This window comes from Clostridiales bacterium (genome assembly GCA_012512255.1).
Taxonomy (GTDB): domain Bacteria; phylum Bacillota; class Clostridia; order Christensenellales; family DUVY01; genus DUVY01.
Genome location: JAAZDJ010000072.1, coordinates 1 through 19,867, shown reverse-complemented (window position 1 = coordinate 19,867; position 19,867 = coordinate 1). Strand labels below are relative to the sequence as shown.

General features: G+C 40.5%; 17 protein-coding genes. 5 read left to right on the top strand and 12 right to left on the bottom strand.

Features of this window, described 5'->3' with window-relative positions; all coding sequences use genetic code 11:
* Positions 1 to 14 precede the first annotated feature (14 nt).
* From GX756_03740 to GX756_03730, 3 genes are all read right to left on the bottom strand, one after another.
* Complete coding sequence (locus GX756_03740) at positions 15 to 797, bottom strand: type III pantothenate kinase (GenBank protein NLC16971.1); 783 nt, start codon at positions 795 to 797, stop codon at positions 15 to 17.
* Positions 798 to 809: 12 nt separating this feature from the next.
* Complete coding sequence (locus GX756_03735; GenBank protein NLC16970.1) at positions 810 to 1,391, bottom strand: hypothetical protein; 582 nt, start codon at positions 1,389 to 1,391, stop codon at positions 810 to 812.
* Positions 1,392 to 1,673: 282 nt separating this feature from the next.
* Positions 1,674 to 1,889: a chorion class high-cysteine HCB protein 13 gene (locus GX756_03730; GenBank protein NLC16969.1), complete on the bottom strand. Its 216-nt coding sequence runs from the start codon at positions 1,887 to 1,889 to the stop codon at positions 1,674 to 1,676.
* A gap of 184 nt (positions 1,890 to 2,073) precedes the next feature.
* Between GX756_03730 and GX756_03725 the strand changes: the two genes are divergently transcribed.
* Positions 2,074 to 3,462, top strand: coding sequence for a glycine--tRNA ligase (locus GX756_03725; GenBank protein NLC16968.1), 1,389 nt, complete (start codon positions 2,074 to 2,076; stop codon positions 3,460 to 3,462).
* 27 nt (positions 3,463 to 3,489) lie between these two features.
* Here the strand turns inward: GX756_03725 and hflX are convergent, their stop codons facing one another.
* The 5 genes from hflX to GX756_03700 all read right to left on the bottom strand — a co-directional run bounded on the left by hflX (position 3,490) and on the right by GX756_03700 (position 10,086).
* Positions 3,490 to 5,070 (bottom strand): GTPase HflX, encoded by a 1,581-nt coding sequence (gene hflX, locus GX756_03720; protein ID NLC16967.1) that lies wholly within the window; start codon positions 5,068 to 5,070, stop codon positions 3,490 to 3,492.
* A 157-nt stretch (positions 5,071 to 5,227) separates the two neighbouring features.
* The gene (locus tag GX756_03715) at positions 5,228 to 6,034 is read right to left on the bottom strand and encodes a hypothetical protein (GenBank protein ID NLC16966.1); all 807 of its coding nucleotides are present in this window, start codon (positions 6,032 to 6,034) and stop codon (positions 5,228 to 5,230) included.
* Positions 6,031 to 7,704 carry a hypothetical protein gene (locus tag GX756_03710; GenBank protein ID NLC16965.1) on the bottom strand — a complete coding sequence of 558 codons (1,674 nt, stop codon included), beginning with the start codon at positions 7,702 to 7,704 and terminating at the stop codon, positions 6,031 to 6,033. The genes GX756_03715 and GX756_03710 overlap by 4 nt, the downstream gene beginning before the upstream one ends.
* Positions 7,705 to 7,726: 22 nt before the next feature.
* The gene (locus GX756_03705) at positions 7,727 to 8,896 is read right to left on the bottom strand and encodes a hypothetical protein (protein ID NLC16964.1); all 1,170 of its coding nucleotides are present in this window, start codon (positions 8,894 to 8,896) and stop codon (positions 7,727 to 7,729) included.
* An 86-nt stretch (positions 8,897 to 8,982) separates the two neighbouring features.
* A complete protein-coding gene (locus tag GX756_03700) occupies positions 8,983 to 10,086 on the bottom strand; it encodes an amidohydrolase (protein ID NLC16963.1) in 1,104 nt (367 codons plus the stop codon).
* A 425-nt stretch (positions 10,087 to 10,511) separates the two neighbouring features.
* On the opposite strand from GX756_03700, the gene GX756_03695 reads away from it, so the two are divergent.
* From GX756_03695 to GX756_03685, 3 genes are read left to right on the top strand one after another with little or no spacing between them, the layout of a single operon-like run.
* Positions 10,512 to 11,516: an aspartate-semialdehyde dehydrogenase gene (locus GX756_03695; protein ID NLC16962.1), complete on the top strand. Its 1,005-nt coding sequence runs from the start codon at positions 10,512 to 10,514 to the stop codon at positions 11,514 to 11,516.
* 29 nt (positions 11,517 to 11,545) lie between these two features.
* Positions 11,546 to 12,418 carry a 4-hydroxy-tetrahydrodipicolinate synthase gene (locus GX756_03690; protein NLC16961.1) on the top strand — a complete coding sequence of 291 codons (873 nt, stop codon included), beginning with the start codon at positions 11,546 to 11,548 and terminating at the stop codon, positions 12,416 to 12,418.
* A 21-nt stretch (positions 12,419 to 12,439) separates the two neighbouring features.
* Positions 12,440 to 13,198 carry a 4-hydroxy-tetrahydrodipicolinate reductase gene (locus GX756_03685; protein ID NLC16960.1) on the top strand — a complete coding sequence of 253 codons (759 nt, stop codon included), beginning with the start codon at positions 12,440 to 12,442 and terminating at the stop codon, positions 13,196 to 13,198.
* Positions 13,199 to 13,221: 23 nt separating this feature from the next.
* Here the strand turns inward: GX756_03685 and GX756_03680 are convergent, their stop codons facing one another.
* The gene (locus GX756_03680; GenBank protein ID NLC16959.1) at positions 13,222 to 13,839 is read right to left on the bottom strand and encodes a YihA family ribosome biogenesis GTP-binding protein; all 618 of its coding nucleotides are present in this window, start codon (positions 13,837 to 13,839) and stop codon (positions 13,222 to 13,224) included.
* Between the two features lies 1 nt (position 13,840).
* Positions 13,841 to 16,141 carry an endopeptidase La gene (gene lon / locus GX756_03675; GenBank protein NLC16958.1) on the bottom strand — a complete coding sequence of 767 codons (2,301 nt, stop codon included), beginning with the start codon at positions 16,139 to 16,141 and terminating at the stop codon, positions 13,841 to 13,843.
* 467 nt (positions 16,142 to 16,608) lie between these two features.
* Between lon and murA the strand changes: the two genes are divergently transcribed.
* Positions 16,609 to 17,877: a UDP-N-acetylglucosamine 1-carboxyvinyltransferase gene (gene murA / locus GX756_03670; protein NLC16957.1), complete on the top strand. Its 1,269-nt coding sequence runs from the start codon at positions 16,609 to 16,611 to the stop codon at positions 17,875 to 17,877.
* Positions 17,878 to 17,985: 108 nt separating this feature from the next.
* On the opposite strand, the gene GX756_03665 is transcribed toward murA, so the two are convergent.
* A complete protein-coding gene (locus GX756_03665) occupies positions 17,986 to 18,420 on the bottom strand; it encodes a DNA starvation/stationary phase protection protein (protein ID NLC16956.1) in 435 nt (144 codons plus the stop codon).
* Between the two features lie 129 nt (positions 18,421 to 18,549).
* A partial coding sequence (locus GX756_03660) for a hypothetical protein (GenBank protein ID NLC16955.1) occupies positions 18,550 to 19,867 on the bottom strand: 1,318 nt, incomplete at its 5' end.

Genomic DNA, 19,867 nt, shown 5'->3' with positions numbered 1-19,867 from the left:
CATCTCCTCATTTATTATTTTGCGACGGTAGGGTCGTTCATTTGATAAATATAATTAAGCCCTTTTAAAGACAATCTCCTGTCAATGCGGTCAATTACATTAGTGCCTTTGACAACATACTCGCTCAGCCCGCCAGTCGCGATAACCTTGGCGTCTTGAAGATTTTCTTCTTCTTTTATTTTCTTTATGATATGCTCCAGCAAGCCCACAAAACCATAAAACATGCCTGATTGCATATTAGTAACCGTGCTTTTCCCTATTACGCTTTTGGGCGTTACCAATTCTATCTTGGGCAGTTTTGCCGTGCTTTCGGCTAAACTATTAAGGGAAGTCTTGATCCCGGGGCAAATCAAGCCGCCCAAAAATTCGTTATCCCTACCAATTACATTAACTGTGGTCGCAGTGCCAAAATCCACGACGATTAGCGGTTTGCCGTATTCTTTCATGGCAGCGACGCAAATAGCTATGCGGTCGCTGCCCACATCTTTTGGATTATCGTATTTTATATTAAGCCCGGTTTTTACGCCCGCCCCCAAAACCAACGGAGTTATCCCAAAATAAAAATCGCACATATGCTCAAAGGTGTAGTTAAGGTCGGGTATAACGCTGGATATAATAATTCCCGTTATGTCTTTTTTTGAAAGATTATTCGCTTCTATAAGGTTTGTAACCAAAAGCCCGTATTCGTCCGAAGTTCTGCGATAATGCGTGGCAATTCTGCCGCTTGCCATCAAGAAGTTATCCTTAAAAATGCCGAGCTTTACGTTTGTGTTTCCTATGTCAATTACTAAAACCATTTTTCTCCTTTCTTATGCTTCTTCCAAATTTAAAAAATTATTTTTGTCCGCCTTCTTTAGCGCCAATACAATAGCCGGAGTAACGACAATAGCTATGGCAAGTTCTATTGAGCCTGCGATTATCATTTCGCCTATCGCCAAAGACATCATAACGCCGTTTGGACCGACAAAATCCATGGCAAATACCGCAAACGAGCCGACTACCAAAATCGTATTGGTCAAAGTGGCGACAGCGCCTATTATACTATAAGGCAATATTTCGCGCAAAAAGAAATTGTCGCTGTTTTTGGTTATTTTTTTTAGCAATATCTTAGCCCCATATGCCGCAGGGCCTACAAACAATCTAGGGATTATCGCTATAAGCGGATATTGTCTAAACGCCGCGGCTACAAATAACGAGCCCATAAAGAATGCGTAGGTAATAGAAATCAAGCCAAAAGCGACGCTAATGTATACAGACGCCTTAAAGTCCATAAAGATTACCATTATTATTAACGGTATCAAAAAGACATAGGGCAAAAACAAAAACGCCGCAAGCAATGCGGTAAATATCGCGTATAACGCAATGTCGGCTGATAATGATCTTTGTTTCATAAAAAACCTCCGTTTTGGCTCTAAAATCTTAGATGCCATACTTTTTTATTTTTTATTTGTTTTAGTGATGCCCTAAAAAACCCAGGTGCATCCTATTTATTGCATAATTATATCAAAATTGTCATTTATATACAACAATAGATTGAGTTGTTTTAATTATTATTTATGTATTATTTATGCAAAAAAATAAAAGCAGGGACATAAAAATCCCCTGCTTTTAGGTTTGGGCAGTCATCTTTTGTATGTAACAAAAAGTTTGCCCGTCAATTTAAGGAGCGCTTTTTAGCAGCATTTTTTTCCGCAGCCACACAAGCATTGAAGTATAATTATAATGAAAATCAATTCACAGATGTCTATATCGCATCCACATCTGTCTTTGCCTTTGCCGCCGCATAAGCATAACAACAATAAGATGCAGAAGATGTCCTCACAGCCGCCAAATTTGCCAAATCCGCATCCGCATCCGCCAAAGCCTCCGCCATAATCGCCAAAACTCATTCTTAAATCCTCCTCTATAGTATTGAAATGTGTGTTTGACCATTTCTATTTCCATTATATTCAGTCAAAAATAATGTGTTCATAAGCCGTATAAATTTTAAGGCGGTTTGAAAAACGCTTGACATAAAAATATATTGACAATAGACTTAAAAAAATAATTAATTTTTTTTGGAGTGGTATATTTATGGACAACGCCGTGACTATGGATAAGCTTGTGGCTCTTTGCAAAAATAGAGGTTTTATTTTTGCGGGCAGCGAAATATATGGCGGCTTAGCTAATACTTGGGACTTTGGGCCTTTGGGCGTGGAACTAAAAAACAACATCAAGAGAGCTTGGTGGAAAAAGTTTGTGCAAGAATCCCCTTATAATATAGGCGTTGACTGCGCTATTTTGATGAATCCCCTAGCGTGGGAAGCCAGCGGACATTTAAGTAATTTTACCGATCCGCTGATGGATTGCAAAGTTTGCCGCACAAGACACCGTGCCGACCACTTGATTGAAAATTGGGCGCAAAAACACAATAAAGATATTTCTCCGCTGGGAATGACGGACGAACAAATGGGAAAGACCGTGGCAGAAAATAAAATACCCTGCCCTGACTGCGGCAACAGCAACTTTACGCCCGTTAGAAAATTTAATATGATGTTTAAAACATTTCAAGGCGTGACCGAGGACAGCCAGAGCGCGATATACCTAAGGCCTGAAACCGCTCAAGGTATTTTTGTCAATTTTAAAAATGTTTTGAGGACTACCCGCGCCAAAATACCTTTTGGGATAGCCCAAATAGGCAAATCTTTTAGAAACGAGATCACGCCCGGCAACTTTATTTTTAGAACTAGGGAATTTGAGCAGATGGAATTGGAGTTTTTCTGCAAGCCCGGCACTGACTTGGAATGGTTTGAATATTGGAAAAACTTTTGTTACGATTGGCTTATAGGTTTAAATATAAAGCCTGAAAACTTAAAGATGCGCGACCACAAAAAGGAAGAGCTATCGCATTATTCAGTAGCGACTACGGACTTTGAGTATAAGTTTCCTTTTGGCTGGGGCGAGCTTTGGGGCATTGCCGACAGGACGGATTTTGACCTTAAAAACCATCAAGAAAAGTCAAAAGAAAGCATGGAATATTTAGATCCCGTCACCAATGAAAAATATATACCTTATTGCGTTGAGCCTTCTTTGGGCGTGGAAAGAGCCTTGCTCGCTTTCTTGTGCGACGCTTATTGCGAGGAAACGCTTGAAGACGGCGAAATAAGGACTATATTAAAGTTTCATCCCGCGCTCGCGCCCGTTAAGGTCGCGGTGCTTCCGCTCCAGAAAAAATTGTCCGATAAGGCCGACCAAGTCTATCGCATGCTTTCTAAGAAGTTTGCCGCCGCTTATGACGAGACGGGCAGCATAGGCAAGCGCTATCGCCGTCAAGACGAAATAGGAACGCCTTATTGCGTGACAATTGATTTTGACACCTTGGAAGACGACACAGTGACAATCAGGGACCGCGACACTATGCGACAGATAAGACTTAAGATAGACGAGCTTGAGGATTATATTTCAAAAGGAATAGAATATTAAAAAGGACCGCCTAAAAAGGCGGTCTTATTAGTTTTTTCCAAATAGTTTATTTGATATTAGCGCCTTGAGGTTAGCTACGCCTTGTCCTGTCAACGCCGATATAAATACCGAGTTGCTGGTTGCCGGGATGTCTAGCCTGTCTTCAGCTATATCAATTTTGTTATAAATATTTATAACGGGCTTATAAGCGGCTCCTATTTTTGCCAACACATCTATCACGGCTTCATATTGCGAAAATAAATTGGGGTCGGAATAATCCATTACATGCAAAATCAAATCGGCTTGAACGGCTTCTTCCAAAGTGGATTTGAACGCGTCAATAAACTCGTGCGGCAAGTTACGGATAAACCCTACCGTATCGGTAAGCGTATAATAGCCGTTAGGGGTGTAAACCTTGCGCGTTACGGGGTCAAGCGTGGCAAAAAGCTTGTCTTCCGCTAAGACATTAGCGCCTGACAATAAATTCATAATCGTGCTTTTGCCGGCATTGGTGTATCCTACAAGCGCCACAGTAGGGATAGCGCTTTTGGCCCTTTTGGCGCGCCTTAGGTCGCGTTCTTTTTTTAACTTTTGAAGCCTTGCCTCAAGGTCTTTGATGCGGGCTTTTATGCGTCTTCTATCCGTTTCCAGCTTTTTTTCGCCCGGGCCTCTCATTCCTATGCCCTGCCTTAGTCTATCCATTTTTATGCCTGTGTTTAAGAGTTTGGGCAGGCTGTATTTTAATTGAGCCAATTCTACCTGAAGCTTGCCTTCCGCGCTTTGAGCCCTTGCCGCAAAAATATCCAAAATCAAGTTAAAGCGGTCAATTACTTTTACATTTAATTCCTTTTCAAGATTTTTTATCATAATCGCGGACAACTCGTTGTCTATAATTAATGTGTCGGCGTTATAATTTTGTATCGCTATTTTAATTTCTTGAATTTTGCCCTTGCCTAGCATAAACTTTGGGTCGGGCTTGTCTTTTTTTTGGCTAAACACCGCCGCAACCTCGGCGCCGGCCGAAAGCGCCAAGGACTTGAGTTCCCGCAAATTAATTTCGGCTTCCTGGTCGGACGCGGCAATGCAAGCCAAAATCACTCTTTCTTTTTGGGGTTTGTTTTCAACAAAATAATAGTCTTTTTGTGCTTTTAACTCTTTGTCAAATTGCTTAATATAATCAAGGTATTGGGCGTCATTGATGTTTTGGGTTTTAAAAACTCTAACGCCATTGGCCGTCAAATAGCCTATATGATAATCGGTTATTTCGCCTTGGGGGCTTATTCCTAAGGCTGCGACACAATCAAATCTTTGGCGCTTTAGCGCCGACAAGTCCGCTTGGGACAGTCTGCTGTCGCCGTTTGGATGCGTATGGATTAGTCTGATTCCGTTAAGGCCTTTTCTTTGGTTGTTGACTGAGATTGCGCCCGTATCAAAAGTCCCTACGGACACGCTTAAGACATTGCCTTGTCTTGAGATGGCGACCAAAACCTCCCTGTTATACTCGCTAGTAACTTTTGCCGCAATATCCAAAATTTCTTGATTTACAAAATCATAAGATTTTATATCGTATATGTTTTCAAGCATATTTAAAATATGCCGTTTGATACCTCGGGTATTTCCGCGCGCCATAAGTTTTTACCTCTTTTGCTAAAAAATAAAAAAGAAAATTTACAATAAAAGAAAATTAAAAAAATGGCTAATTAAATCTTCATAATAGCTTGATTATAAACAAATCTAATATCCAAAGTCAAATCTCATATAAGGCATAAAAACATTGCGCCGTTTTTTATGATTTGTCGGTCAGCTTTTGGAAATATATATCTTGAGAAAAGTCCCTTTCAACATCAAAATCTGCGCCCAATTGTTCCACCGCTTTTCTGATTTCCAAAAAACTAATATAATCGCAAGTTTTTGCCGCTTCAAGCAATATAACGACCGCGCGCTCGTCTCCATACTGTCCCAAATAATTGGCGTATAACTGATAATTGACCGCGCTCAAAAATAATTCTTTCAATAGATTATAAATTCTTTCGTCTTTTGGGCACCTTACCAAAATATCGCTTGCGTATTCTTTGGAAGAAAAATCGGCGTCTTTTAGCCTGTCAAGCACCCGGTCTTTTACCAAAAGTGCGTTTTCCGCTAAGATTTCAGCCGCTATGTCTCTCAAATCCTTGTCAATTTCGGGATTAAAAATCCAATCTATGTAAATATCAAACGGTTCTTCGCTGGACATTTCGTTGAGAATGTTAATCGCATACATTGTCAATTCGTCGTTTTTTTGGCGCTTTATAATATCCATTAGATAAGGAACGACGCCTTTAACTTCTATTATGCGGTCCAATAAGACAGAAGGAATATCTTCTTTTCCTATTGAATAGCCAATAAGCATATCAACCAAAGCCTTGGGATCGTCAATTCTGGCAAAATATTGTTTGGGGCTTAAGCCACCTAGTTCTAGGTATTGGCGGTTGCACCATTCTTCATAAGCGTCGGCCACAGCTTGCGAAATCTCGTCTTCGGTGGCGTATTTGCCCGCGTTTTTTTCAATCCATTCATCCATAAACTCATGATAGAGTTTTTGAAAATCTATCATTTTTCTATCCCTAATTTATCCAAATATTTTTTCAGCGTTTGCCTGTTTGCGCCAAAGACTTTTATCACCGTGTTTAAATTGCGGAATATCTCAGGTCTTTTAAAGTTATACGCGAACAACGCGGCAATATTTTTTCTGCTTTTGAAATTGACGCTATGGGTTGAGCAAAGATTTAGCGTTCTTTTGACCGAGCGGTTAAATTCCGCTTCATAATCCTTGTCCACAAACGCCAAAGCGGCAAAAACATCTATATACGCCTCAAAATATGCCTTAGGGTAATTAAAAATAGTTTTATTGATTTTGGGCGAGATAAATTTAAGTTCCTCTTCGTGAAGCAGCGCTATTTTCTTGGAAGGCAGCATGGACAAAAGCTTTTTTAATATTTTTTGCTTAATTATATATGAAAATGTGCTATCGATAAGGCATTCGCGTAAAAACATATGGGCCTTAAAGTTTCTTAATCTCGCAAGCTTTTCTATAAGCTTTTGGCTCAAATCAATATCCGCATAATCAAAAACCCATTTGACATAATCAAAAAATTCATTATTGGTCTTTATAAGTTTTATCATCTCGGCAGAAGAATACGAAATGATCTTTTCAAACATCTTTATTCTTCTGTCGGCTTCTTCTTTGGGCACTTGTTTTATATATTCTAGTTCTTTAAATTCTTCATGGTTTTGAAAATATTGGTTGTAATATTTCGCTATCGTGTTAGTATTGTCAATCCTGACCAGCTTGTAAATACATTCTTTGGCCAATTCCAATTCTTTTTGGTTATAATAAACTAAACTCAACAAAAGCAGTCCCGATTCGTGATAAGGATAATACGACAAAAAGTCGCATAAATATTTTATGGCCTGCTTATTATAACCGCATTGCAAAAACACAATAGCAGCCTTATAATAATCATTGGCGTCAGTGATTTTGAGTTCCAAGATATTGTCGGCGATTTGTCTTGCCGTGTCCATATCGCCCGCTTGGGCGTATCCATCGGCAAGGTTGCACAAAGCGTTAATGTTATGAGGGTCTATTTCTAAAACTTTTTGAGCCAAATCAATTTCTTTTTGGGGATTATCCACGCGCGCATTGCAAAAAGCGGCGCTGTTTAGAGCGTTGATATAATATTTTGAGTCCGGTTTTACATACGATAGCAATTGCAAAGCGCTGTCATATTCCGAAATGGACATAAGTTTATTGGCGTAACTAAGCAGTAGTTGATCTTCTATGTTTTTTGAAATAAGCCGAAATTTGTTTCCGCTTAATTCGCGCAATAATTCGTCGGCGTCAATAATTTCATCCTCGTCAAAATCAAATTCCATGCTTTTTTTAAGATAATAAGCGGACGCCGCTTCGTTTCTAAGCATATAATAATTTTGCGAAATTCTCAAAAAACATTCGCCAAGTTTTGAATCTATAGCCAATAGCTTAAAATACTCAAAATTTGATTTTGTATATAAACCCATATCAGCGTATATCTGAGCCAGCAAAAACCTAAAATCCAATTCGCTAGGGTCTTGTTTGATCGCCCTTCGTATATATTCCAACGCTGTCAAATAATCTTCAACTTCAAGGCTGTCCAAAGCCAAGTCAAAGTAATAATCGGCGTCTTGCACAAATTTTAGTATCTTGCCTTTTTTTTGGGCAAAGTTTAGCTTTTTTAGGCTTTTCAATATTCAAGTCTCCATTAATAAATTATTCGTTGTCTTCTTTGGTTATTATATCGTCGGTATTGTCTTCGCTTTCGTCTTGTTCGGTCTCAAGCTCTTTTCTTTCTTGGGCCAGTCTTTTTAGGTCTTCTCTTGAGAAAGTGGTCGTCAAAGGCGTAATGCCTTTGCCTTCGTCTATGCTGCGTTTTCTCTTTTTGGGATTGATAAATCTTGTGTTGGCCGCTTTTTTCCGGCGTTCTTGGGCTTCTTTTCTTCTGCGTTCAATCTCTTCTCTGCTCTTCCTATATATGCCGCGGTCTTTTATCGCGCCCTCAATCTTATCGTTCAAAAACTTATCAAATACATAATGGGCATATAAGGTCCAAATAAGTATTGTCATGGAGATTCCTATCAGCGCGTAGAATAACAATATAATGAGTCCTAATTGGGGACCGCCGACCAAAAAAAGAATTATCGGCAGAGCCGTAATGCCTACAAAGAAAATATTATGAAACAAAAGACCTATGGCAAACAAAAAGCTGTTTTTGATAAGTCCCCATAAGGATATCTTGTATGTCGCGGCCTGGGTATAAATAAAAACAACCATAAAAACAAGCAACACAAGAAATATAATTGAGGATACCAGCGACATAACGCTCAAAAAAGTAGATTCTGTAAACAGCCCGTAGGCCGATATATTATATTGAACTAGCGTAAGGGCTAAGCCCACAAAAAGCGTGCTCCATAAAAAAGGAACAATATTTGATTTTATGCCCTTAAAAAATGTGTTGCCTACGGCGATGCCTTCGCCCCAAACCAGCATCTTAATAGCATGAAAACCGCCCGCAAGACCGATGCTTGCTATCATCAAAAGCGGAACCATTATCAAGCTGAACCATAACTGCTGTTTCAAATTAAATAACTGGCCGATAAAAGGAATGTCTTGAATAAAAGGATAGCCAAAACCAAAATTGACCGTATAGTTGATAAACGCGCCCGAAGTCGCCTTTACGCTAAGCGTGAAAAAATACCACGCAATCGCGGGCAGAGCGAACAAAAGCATCAATAAATTTATTTTGACAAGCGCGCCAAAGCGGTTGAATAACACATCTTTGAATACTTCCCATCTATTGCCCGGCAAGTCTTCCAAAATAAAGTCGGGATTGTCGTCCCGCCCCATTGTCCATCTATATAGCCAGCCTTTTTTTTCAGCCATGATATCCTTCCTTATTCAAAAATTATCCTATAACTTTTTAATCATAGTATCATATTTTGGGTATTTTTCAAACATTATTTTGGTCGTTATTCCTCAAGCAAATAATTTTGAGCGATCTTAATATAATAATTTAATCCCGTCAATAGCGCCTTTTCGTCAAAATCAAACTCAGGACTATGCAGCGGCGCGGTATGGCGTTCGTCTCCGACGCCTAGCCAAGCGAACGCGCCGCTTACTTTTTTGAGATAATAAGCAAAGTCTTCCGCCGTGTATTTGGGCCGGGCTTGAACTATTTCAAATTTTCTCTTTAGCATTTGGACTATATGGGTTGAATTGACAAGCGGCGGATAATAATTTTCCACTACCACCCTGTGTGAAGCGCCCGTTTGTTTTTGGATTTCTATCAAAATATCTTCCAAGCGCATCATAAAATCTTCTTGCTGCGCCTCGTCAAAAAACCTATAAGTGCAATCATAGCGGGCATAGTCAGCCACTATATTTGAAGCGCTGCCGCCTGTTATTTTGCCAATATGGAATAATGAATTGGCTTGATGCTTTGATTTATATAAATTGTGCGCTTGGTTATAAAACTCGTTGCCCGCCCTAATAGCGTCAATATATTTTTGATAATCGGCGCAATGTCCGCTCTTGCCCTCAAAAATTATATAAAAATCGCAAGCGCCCGCAAAGATCGCGCCCGCGTCGGTCGCAATAGTCCCTATAGGATATTCGGGCGAAAGATGCAGGCCAAATATAGCGTCTACGTCCTTTAACGCGCCCTTTTCAATTAGCATCTCGGCGCCGCCTTGGCATTCTTCAGCGGGTTGAAATATCAATCTTACATTAACCGCCGGTTTGTTGTAAGCAAGATATCTGGCAAGGCCCAAAAGCATAGCCATATGGCCGTCATGTCCGCATGCGTGCATCATGCCGTCATGGATTGATTTGTAGTCTGCTTGGTTTTGCTCGGCAATCGGTAGCGCGTCCATATCGGCCCTAAAAGCCAGCCTTGTTTTCTTGTCAATACCGTCAATATCAGCGATTACCGCCGTTTTGATAGTTTTGTATTTGATTTTAAAGCTGTCTAGTTGTTCGGTTATAAACTTTTGGGTCAAAAATTCTTGATGAAATAGCTCAGGGATTTTGTGCAAAGAACGCCTTGCGAAAATCAAATAATCCAACATTTCCATGATTATATAATATAGCAAAACGCCAAAAAAGTCCAAACATCTATGGTTGCGCGGTTTAAATTAATCTTTTTTAGATACATCGCATATTTATAAAATATAGCACAAAATAATTTACAATTTAAATCTTCTGTGTTATATTAAATTAACACCAATGGGGAGCAAAGAACATCAGTAGCTTATAGGTTATATATAATATTGGGATTATATTATAAGCGAAAGGGTATCTTTGCCGAAATCCTAATAAGCTTCCCAATGCTTTGGCTTATTGGGGTTGGGTATACGGGATAATACCCGTATAACTGTCACTGTTATTTGATAATAGTGAAGCACATTTGGTGATGACTTAAAAAATATATTTTTTTAAGGTTATTCATCGTATGTGCTTTCTATAGAAAGCGCTATTTTTTTATATTAAAGGAGATAATATGTTATACGACATCGCGGTAGTAGGGGCGACCGGCTTGGTTGGAAACAAGATGCTGCAAGTTTTGGAAGAGAGGAATTTTCCTATCAATAATCTTTATCTTTACGCGTCAAAAAAGAGCGCGGGCAAAAAAATTAAATTTGGCGGTAAAGATTATACGGTAATAGAGCTTTGCAAGCAAAATATAATAGATAAAAAAATAGATATAGCGATTTTTTCGGCGGGAGGCGCGGTATCTAAAGAATTTGCGCCCATTTTCGCCCAAAACCATACTATTGTCATTGATAATTCAAGCTGCTGGAGAATGGACGAAAATGTGCCTTTGGTCGTGCCCGAGGTAAACGGCGAAGCTATCAAAAACCATAAAAACATTATTGCCAATCCTAATTGCTCCACTATCCAAAGCGTTGTTCCGCTAAAGCCTTTGCACGATTTGTATAAGATAAAAAGAATAGTTTTTTCCACCTATCAGGCTGTAAGCGGCGCGGGAAGGGCGGGCTGTTTGGATCTGGAAAACGGACTAAAAGGGCTGCCGCCGCAAAAATTTTCGCGCCCTATCTTTTCCAATTGTATCCCCCATATTGATGTGTTTATGGAAGACGGATACACCAAAGAAGAACAAAAGATGATATTAGAAACCCAAAAAATACTTAACGACCAAAGCCTGAAAATTACCGCGACTACCGTAAGAGTTCCTGTTATGAACGGCCATAGCGTTTCGGCTAATATTGAGTTTGAAAAAGATTTTGATTTGGACGAACTAAAAGAAGCGTTAAGGAACTTTGAAAACATTGTGGTTATGGACGACCCCGCCCATGGCGTATACCCTACCCCAATTGACGCCGATGGAAAAGACCAAGTTTTTGTGGGAAGGATCAGAAGAGATTACAGCGTCAAAAGCGGCGCTAACCTTTGGATAGTAGCCGATAATATCAGAAAAGGCGCCGCCACTAACGCTGTCCAAATCGCGGAATACATCGTCAAGAACAATATAAAGGCCGTGTAATTAATTTTTATTAAAAAGAGGATTTATTTATGATTTTTAAAGGGTCTGGAACTGCCATTATTACGCCTTTTGATTCCGAAGGCGTTAATTTTCAAACTTTTAGGCAATTGATTGATTATCAGCTTGACAACGGCGCCAACGCCTTGATTGTGTTAGGCACTACGGGCGAACCGTGCACAATGACGGAAAACGAAAGAACGCAAGTTATAGAGTTTGCGGTAGATTATGTTAACGGCAAAATCCCCGTAATAGTTGGCGTAGGCACCAATAATACAGCCACAAGCATAAAATACGCAAAGACGGCCGCTTCCATAGGCGCTGACGGGCTTTTGGTGGTAACGCCGTATTACAACAAATGCACCCAAAAAGGCCTTGTTCGGCATTATTACGCTATTGCCGACAGCGCCGACCTGCCCGTAATAGTTTATAATGTCCCGTCGCGGACGGGCTTGAACGTTTTGCCCCAAACATATTTGGAATTGTCCAAACACCCCAACATAACGGCCATAAAAGAAGCTTGCGGCAATATAGAACAAATATCCAAAACCGCCGCTTTAGTAAACGACAAGATGGCCATATACAGCGGCGACGACGCGTGCATCTTGCCTATATTGGCCTTAGGGGGCATGGGCGTTATCAGCGTGGTTTCTAACGCCGTGCCTGAGATAGTGTCAAATTTGTGCGCAAGCTTTTTTGAGGGCGATTTGAAAACGGCGCGGGAATTGCAGTTTAAGCTTTTGCCTTTGATTAATGTTTTGTTTAGCGAAGTTAGCCCAATTCCCGTAAAAGCGGCGATGAATCTTTTGGGCTTTGATTGCGGCGCGCCCAGATTGCCTTTGACAGAGTCCGAAAATAAAGAACAAATATTAAAAGAGTTGAAGCGGTTAATACCTAATTTATAATAAATTTTAAGGAAAAAAGTTATGATTAATCTAATGATATGCGGAATTGGCGGCAAAATGGGCAGAACTTTGTTAAGCGCCGCCAAGGACGACAAGGATATTAATAAAATCGTTGGTTTGGATAAATTCAAAGACATCGTAGGCGCGGGTGTCCAAGTTTTTGATAATTATAATGATTTGCCCAATGATATTAACTGCGTCATTGATTTTTCGCGACCCGACGCGCTTTTTGGGCTTTTAGGCTACGCTAGGTCAAATAACATTCCTTTGGTGCTGGCAACCACAGGATACTCTGACGAGCAACTGAAATTAATATCGCAAGCGTCCAAAGAAATACCCATTTTTTGTTCGGGCAATATGTCTTTGGGCGTAAGCGTAATGTGCGAATTGGTAAAAATAGCCGCGGGTAAATTGGCTGAGGGGTTTGATATAGAGATAGTGGAAACCCATCACAACCAAAAAGTTGACTCGCCTTCGGGCACGGCGATTATGCTTGCCCAAAGCGTAAACCAAGGCCTGTCTTGCCCGCGCCATCTCACATTTGGGCGGCATAGCACCAATTCAAAAAGAGAACAAAATGAAATAGGCATGCATTCTTTAAGGGGCGGCACGGTAGTGGGCGAACACACGGTAAGTTTTTTTGGGAGGGACGAGACTATTTCTATTACCCATACGGCGCAAAGCAAGACTATTTTCGCGCTAGGGGCCCTAAAAGCCGCTAAGTTTTTGATGAGTAAACCAAACGGCTTATATGGCATGAAAGAACTATTGTCAATATAAAAAAGGCGGGCATTCCGCCTTTTTTATATGTCTTGATATGCCTTTTGAAATATGTAATGGGTAATTTTGTTTATATTGAGATTGTTAGAAGAAGAAAACGGTATAATATTGTCTTTGCCTATTTTTAAATAAGACGCCAGCATATTAAGATGAGCGGGTATTTTGGTTTTGGCAATTTTATCCGCTTTGGAAGCTAAAACCATAAACGGTATTTGGTTGACATAAAGATATTGAATCATTTCCAAATCGTTTTGCGCGGGCTCGCGCCTGATATCCACAAGAGCCAAAACTTGAACGATATTTCGGCATACGCTAAAATATTTTTCAATTAAGCTTGCCCAAATAACATCAAAGCTTTTTCCGCTTGCGTGATACCCATAGCCGGGGAAATCCACCAAATAAAACGCCCCGTCGTTTATCAAAAAGAAATTGAGCGTTTTGGTCCGACCCGCTTCCTTGGATACCCGCGCAAGCTTGTTGTTTTTACACAGCTTATTAATAAAAGAAGACTTGCCTACATTGGACTTCCCCAGCACGCAGATATGCGGGATATTGTCTTGCGGCAGGTCTTTTATGCTAATAACAGACTTTACAAACTCTGCTTTTGTTATGGTTGTTTTTTTGTCGGGATTATGAGTCATTTTATACTATAGCGTTTTGGAAAACGCTGGAGACATCGTCAACCATAATAATTTCTATTTGTTCTTTTATGCTTTGCGGAATATCCGCCAAATCTTTTTCATTGTCTTTGGGTATTATGACTTTTTTGATCCCCATGCGCTTGGCCGCCAGCATTTTTTCTTTCAGTCCGCCTATCGGCAAAACTTTGCCTCTAAGCGTTAACTCGCCTGTCATGGCTATATCTTTGGACACGGCGCGTTTGGTAAACGCCGATAGAATGGCCGTGGCTATCGTAATGCCGGCGCTAGGCCCGTCTTTTGGGGTCGCGCCTTCGGGCACATGGACATGGATATCGGTCTTTTTGAATGCAGAAACATCAATGTTCCATTCTTTTGCCCTTGCCTTTATCAAGCTTATGGCCGTCTGGCAAGATTCTTTCATGACATCGCCCAAATTGCCCGTCAAGATAATATCGCCTTTGCCGCCCTCTATTAGTGTAACTTCCACCGTAAGAGTTTTGCCGCCTACCGCGGTCCAAGCAAGCCCGGTTGAAGCGCCTATCTCATCCTCTTTTAAGATTTCGTTATCGCGGTATTTGGGCACGCCCAAATAATCAAAAAGATTTTGGGCGGTAATTTTAAATTGGTCTTGTTTTTTGTTTTGCTCCACTATCTCAAGCGCGATTTTGCGGCAAATTTCCGCTATGTTCCTCTCCAAACCTCTAACGCCCGATTCGCTTGTATAGTTATTGATAATTTGATAAATGGCGTCGGGCTCTATTTCTATTTTGATATTTCCAAGCCCATGGTTTTTTATTTGTTTGGGCAATAAGAATTTTTGGGCTATTTCAAATTTTTCTTCTTCGGTATAGCCGCTTAAATGGATAATTTCCATACGGTCAATCAAAGCCGGATGTATGCCTTCCGTGGTGTTAGCTGTGGTTATAAACATGACTTTGGATAAGTCATAGGGTATTTCTAGATAATGGTCCCTAAATTGAAAGTTTTGTTCGGGGTCTAACACTTCAAGCATTGCCGAGGCGGGATCGCCTCTGAAATCGCTTGACATCTTGTCTATTTCGTCAAACAAGAACACAGGGTTAATAGTGCCCGCTTGCTTGATATGATATATTATTCTTCCCGGTATCGCGCCTATATAAGTGCGGCGGTGTCCGCGAATTTCGGCTTCGTCTTTTACGCCGCCCAAAGACATGGACACAAAGTTTCTGCCTATCGCTCGGGCAATTGACTTGACTATTGAGGTTTTTCCCACGCCCGGCGGTCCTACAAAGCACAAGATAGGCCCTTTCAAAGTCTTGGTCAAATGCAATACAGCAAGGTATTCTAAAATTCGGTCCTTGACTTTTTGGAGGCCGAAATGGTCTTCGTCCAAAATTTCTCGGGCGCGTTTTAGGTCAAGATTGTCTTGGGTGGTTTTGGTCCAAGGCAAATCCAAAATCCATTCTATATACGAGCGCGAAACGCCCGCCTCGGGCGATGTGGGGCTCATCTTTTGAAGGCGTTTTACTTCTTTTTCTATTTTTTCTTGGGCTTCTTGGGGCAACTTTAATTCTTTTGCCTTTTTTACATAATCCATAAGGTCTTCGTCGCCGTCCCCAAGCTCCTCGTGAATCGCCCTAGCCTGTTCCCTGAGATAATATTCCCTTTGGTTTTTGTCCATCTGTTTGCGGACGCGATTGTCAATCTTTTTCTTAATCTTTAGGATTTCTATTTCTTGGACCAAGGACTCGCTGATCATTTGAAGCTTTTTGTCCAAGTTATTAATCGCCAGCAGTTTTTGGCGGTCGGATTCTTTGGGATAGATGTATTGCCCTATCGCGTAAACAAATTTTTCGGGCTCGGTTTCTATGTTGATGCTTGCGAAGTTATCGGTAACAATCTTGGTGTCGTAACGGCAATACTCTTCAAAATTTTCTTTGACAATTCTTTTCATCGCCTCCACTAACAGAGGGTCCGAGGCGTCTTCGGGCATCTCTTTGAGGGCCACCTCAAAATACGGCTTTATGCTCTGGTAGCTTTCAATCTCGGCTCGCTCTACGCCCTCGGCCAACACCCTTAAAGTGTCGCCCGGCATTTTTAATACTTGTTTTATGCGGCAAATTGTGCCTATTCTATATATATCTTTGGGAGCTGGGTCGTTTTGGGAAGCGTGTTTTTGCGTCACCAAAAAAATCTGCTCGTCGTTTTCAAGCGCTTTATTGAGGGCGTAAAGGGATTTATCCCGCGCTATGTCAAAGCTCACGCTCATATACGGGAAAACCACCAGCCCTCGCAAAGCTATCATCTTTAAAATGCGCGGCATTTTATAATTATTGATAGTTGTTTCTTGAATATTGCCTTTGTTGGGTATAAATTCCGTCATATTAACTCCTTGATTTCAAATAATTATATCACAAGATATATCGCCTATCAAGTATGCCGTTTTTAAAAAGCGTAATATTTGCACACTATAAACACCTTTATTATTAACTGTATTTATAACTTTTATAATGCGTTCAAACGCATTATATATTTAATATATTTGGATTTAGGGTTTTTGTTAAAAATTTTGAAAAAATAATAAAATTTTTTAGAAATTTGAAATTTTTTTAATATCTTTATATTTATTTTAATCCAAGCCGATATTCCCGTCAACTGAAATTAGTTTTGGGTTTTTGGGGCATTAACCAATATTTATTTTTCGCCATACTATGTAATGTCCAAGAATATTTTTTAAAAAACATTACGCAAAAACAACGAGATACCTTAAGACTTCTTTGGAGTTACATTATGGATAAAAATAAGGAAAAACTGGTTATCGTAGGCGGTAACCGTTTAGAAGGCGAAATCGCTGTTTGCACATCCAAAAACGCAGTGCTGCCTATCCTGGCGGCAAGCATATTAAATAGCGGCAATACCATTTTACATAATGTAAGCCCTATTACCGATGTTTTTAATATGCTGAACATATTGTCTACATTGGGATGTTCTTACCGCTGGGACGATAACAACGATCTTTACATAAACTGTTCAAAAGCTCATAGCTGGGAAATCCCGCCCGACCTTGCAAGAGAAATCCGTTCTTCTATTTTTATGCTGGGCTCAATATTAAGCAGGTTTAGGGCGGCCAAAGTGTCGTATCCGGGCGGGTGCGACATCGGGATAAGGCCCATAGATTTGCACTTAAAGGGGTTAAGGGACCTTAATGTAAAAATCAAAGAAGAACACGGCTTTATAATTTGCGACGGTACGAATATGAAAGGCGGCAATATTCATCTTGATTATCCCAGCGTAGGGGCGACCGAAAATCTTATGATGGCGGCTGTTTTGACCGAGGGCGTAACCGAGATAAGAAACGCCGCAAAAGAACCTGAAATCACGGACTTGCAAAATTTTATCAATGCGATGGGCGGCAAAATATCGGGCGCGGGCACAAGCACTATAACCATACAAGGCGTGGAAACGCTTTCCGATTGCGAATATTGGCCTATGCCTGATCGTATAATAGCTGGGACATATTTGATTGCCTGCGCGATTTGCGGGGGCAAAATAAGAGTTACTAACTGCCAAAGCGAATACTTATACGCATTAATAGCCAAGCTGCGCGAGAGCGGTTGCGAGTTTAACTTAATGCCTGACTATATTGACATTGAATGCAACTCAAGGCCGATGACCGCGCAAATTATAGAAACGCTGCCGTATCCGGGGTTTCCTACCGATTTGCAAGCGCCTATGACAGCGCTTCAAACAATATCCGAGGGGACTTGCATGATTATAGAGAATATGTTTGAGACCAGGTTTAAGCACTGTCCCGAATTAATCAAAATGGGCGCCAATATTACCGTAAGGGACCGCATGGCGATAGTAAGGGGCGTGGAAAGCCTGCAGGGCGCCGAGGTTACGGCTATGGACTTGCGTGGCGGCGCGGCTTTGGTTTTGGCTGGGTTGGCGGCAAAAGGCACCACAATAGTCAATAATATAAGCCATATTGACAGAGGGTATTACCTTATTGAAGAACAGTTCAAAAAATTGGGCGGCCAAATAGAAAGGATCGCCTAAAACATTTTTCCAGCCTATGTTTTTTATAAAACATAGGTTGTGTAAATAAAAAACGGCGCTAATTTAATGTTTAGCGCCGTTTTAAAATTTGTTATGTTTTAAAAAGTATTAGTCTAAAAGAGTTTTTAGCATCCAAATATTTTTTTGAAGGTCTTTGGAAATAGTCACAAATAAATCAACCGTTGCTTCATCCGCAGCCTCGGCCGCCGCCTTTATGCCTTCTGCTAGCTCGGCATTAACGGTTTCAAAATCTTTTACTATAGCTTGGACCATTTCTTCGGTGGATTCGTTGCCGCTAGCTTCTTGGATTGAAGCCAAAGACAAATATTCTTTCATAGTGGCCGCGGGACGACCGCCTATCATTAGCAATCTTTCCGCAACTTCGTCAAAATATCCCGTTACCTCGTCATAAAGCTCTTCAAATTTTTCGTGCAAGGTATAAAACAAATTCCCTTTAACAAACCAATGGTAGTTGTGCAGCTTTATATAAAGAACTGCAAAATTCGCGACTTGTTTGTTAAGCGCCTTTTTTACATTATCCATATTTTTATCCTCCTAAAACTTAGTACTGATATTTTCTAACCATAAAATACCACATAAAAGAAAAAGAGGTCAAGTTTTAAAACCCCTTTTATGTAATTAAATCACTTAATCTATAATTATAGCAAAAAATCACTTATCGTCTTCTTGATAGATGCTGTCAATTATCTCATTGACGCTTTCTTCGGGCAATCCGCCCTCCAAAAGCTGTTTTCTAAGAAGCTCTTTTTGAGATAACGCCTCTTGGGTTTGGTTTTCTGCATCGGTATCGCGCTGGGCGACCGCCTCTTCCAAGACATCGCGTCGGTCTTCTTCTATATTGGCAATCTTGGCTATTTTGGAGAGGTCCTCCTTTAAGGCTGTAAGCCTTTTGGCGAATCTTTGGGATTCTTCTGAGATATCCTCAACCCTTAAAGACTGCAACTTGTCAATTTCTTGTTTGATTTTTTGGATATCGTCTTCAAGCAAAGAATTGCCTTTTTCTATTTGTTTTTCCAAAAGCGAAGCAATGCGCGCCATAAAGTTTAATGTCGCCGCGTCCGCTTCTTGACGCTTTGCCAAATCTTTTTTCAGTTCGACCAATTGCCTTTCTATCGCCGCGACGCTGACGGCAAGTTCGGCTGACTTTGCGCCGTTAACTTCTTCTTTTATAATTTGTCTTATGCTGTTAATATCTATTTGCGGTTGGTTGTTTTGTAGGGCTGATTTTAATTGGTCAATATCTTGGGATATTTTATTAAAGTCCAAAGTCTGTTTTAAGGCGTTGAGTTGTTCCCTGATTGAGGCCGTCTCCACTATAAAAGTGTTGTCGGTGTCGGCTTTGGCGACAATAAAATTCTCTTTTAACTCGTTAATATGTTTTAAGAGCTGGGTATGCGCGTCGCTCTTATAGGCTTTTATAATATTTTCTTGGTTTTGGTTTATTTGTTCTTTGATGGCGTTAAGCTCGTTAGATATGTCTTGATACAACTGACCGTCAACCGCCGCCGCTTTTGACGAGATCAGTTCTTTTAGCTCATTGAGTTCATTAAATATGGCTATATCGCTTCTTTGGGCGGAATCCTCAAAATATTGGGATAATTGCTCTTTTAACGCGTTTATCTCGTTAGACAAAGCTTCGTTTTTTTCGCTTTGGTAAATATATTCGTCTTTTAGGTTGGTAATTTCATTTAGCACTTCTATCATGCTTTCCCTAAAGACATTAATAGCCAAATCGCGAACGGAATCGTCCGCCGGCGCGACAGCCAATCTACTAATGCTCTCGTTGAGGTTGTCAAGCTGTTGTTGTAGCTCGCTATAGTCAAGCTTGACCTTGTCCCCTTCGTGAATGACAGTGGGGATATCAATGGCCTTGATTTCGGCCTTTAGCGCCTCAATTTCTTTTAGCAACTGCTCGTTGTCTTGCAATGACAATATTTCGGTCTTTTCGGTTAATTGCTCAACCTGGTTG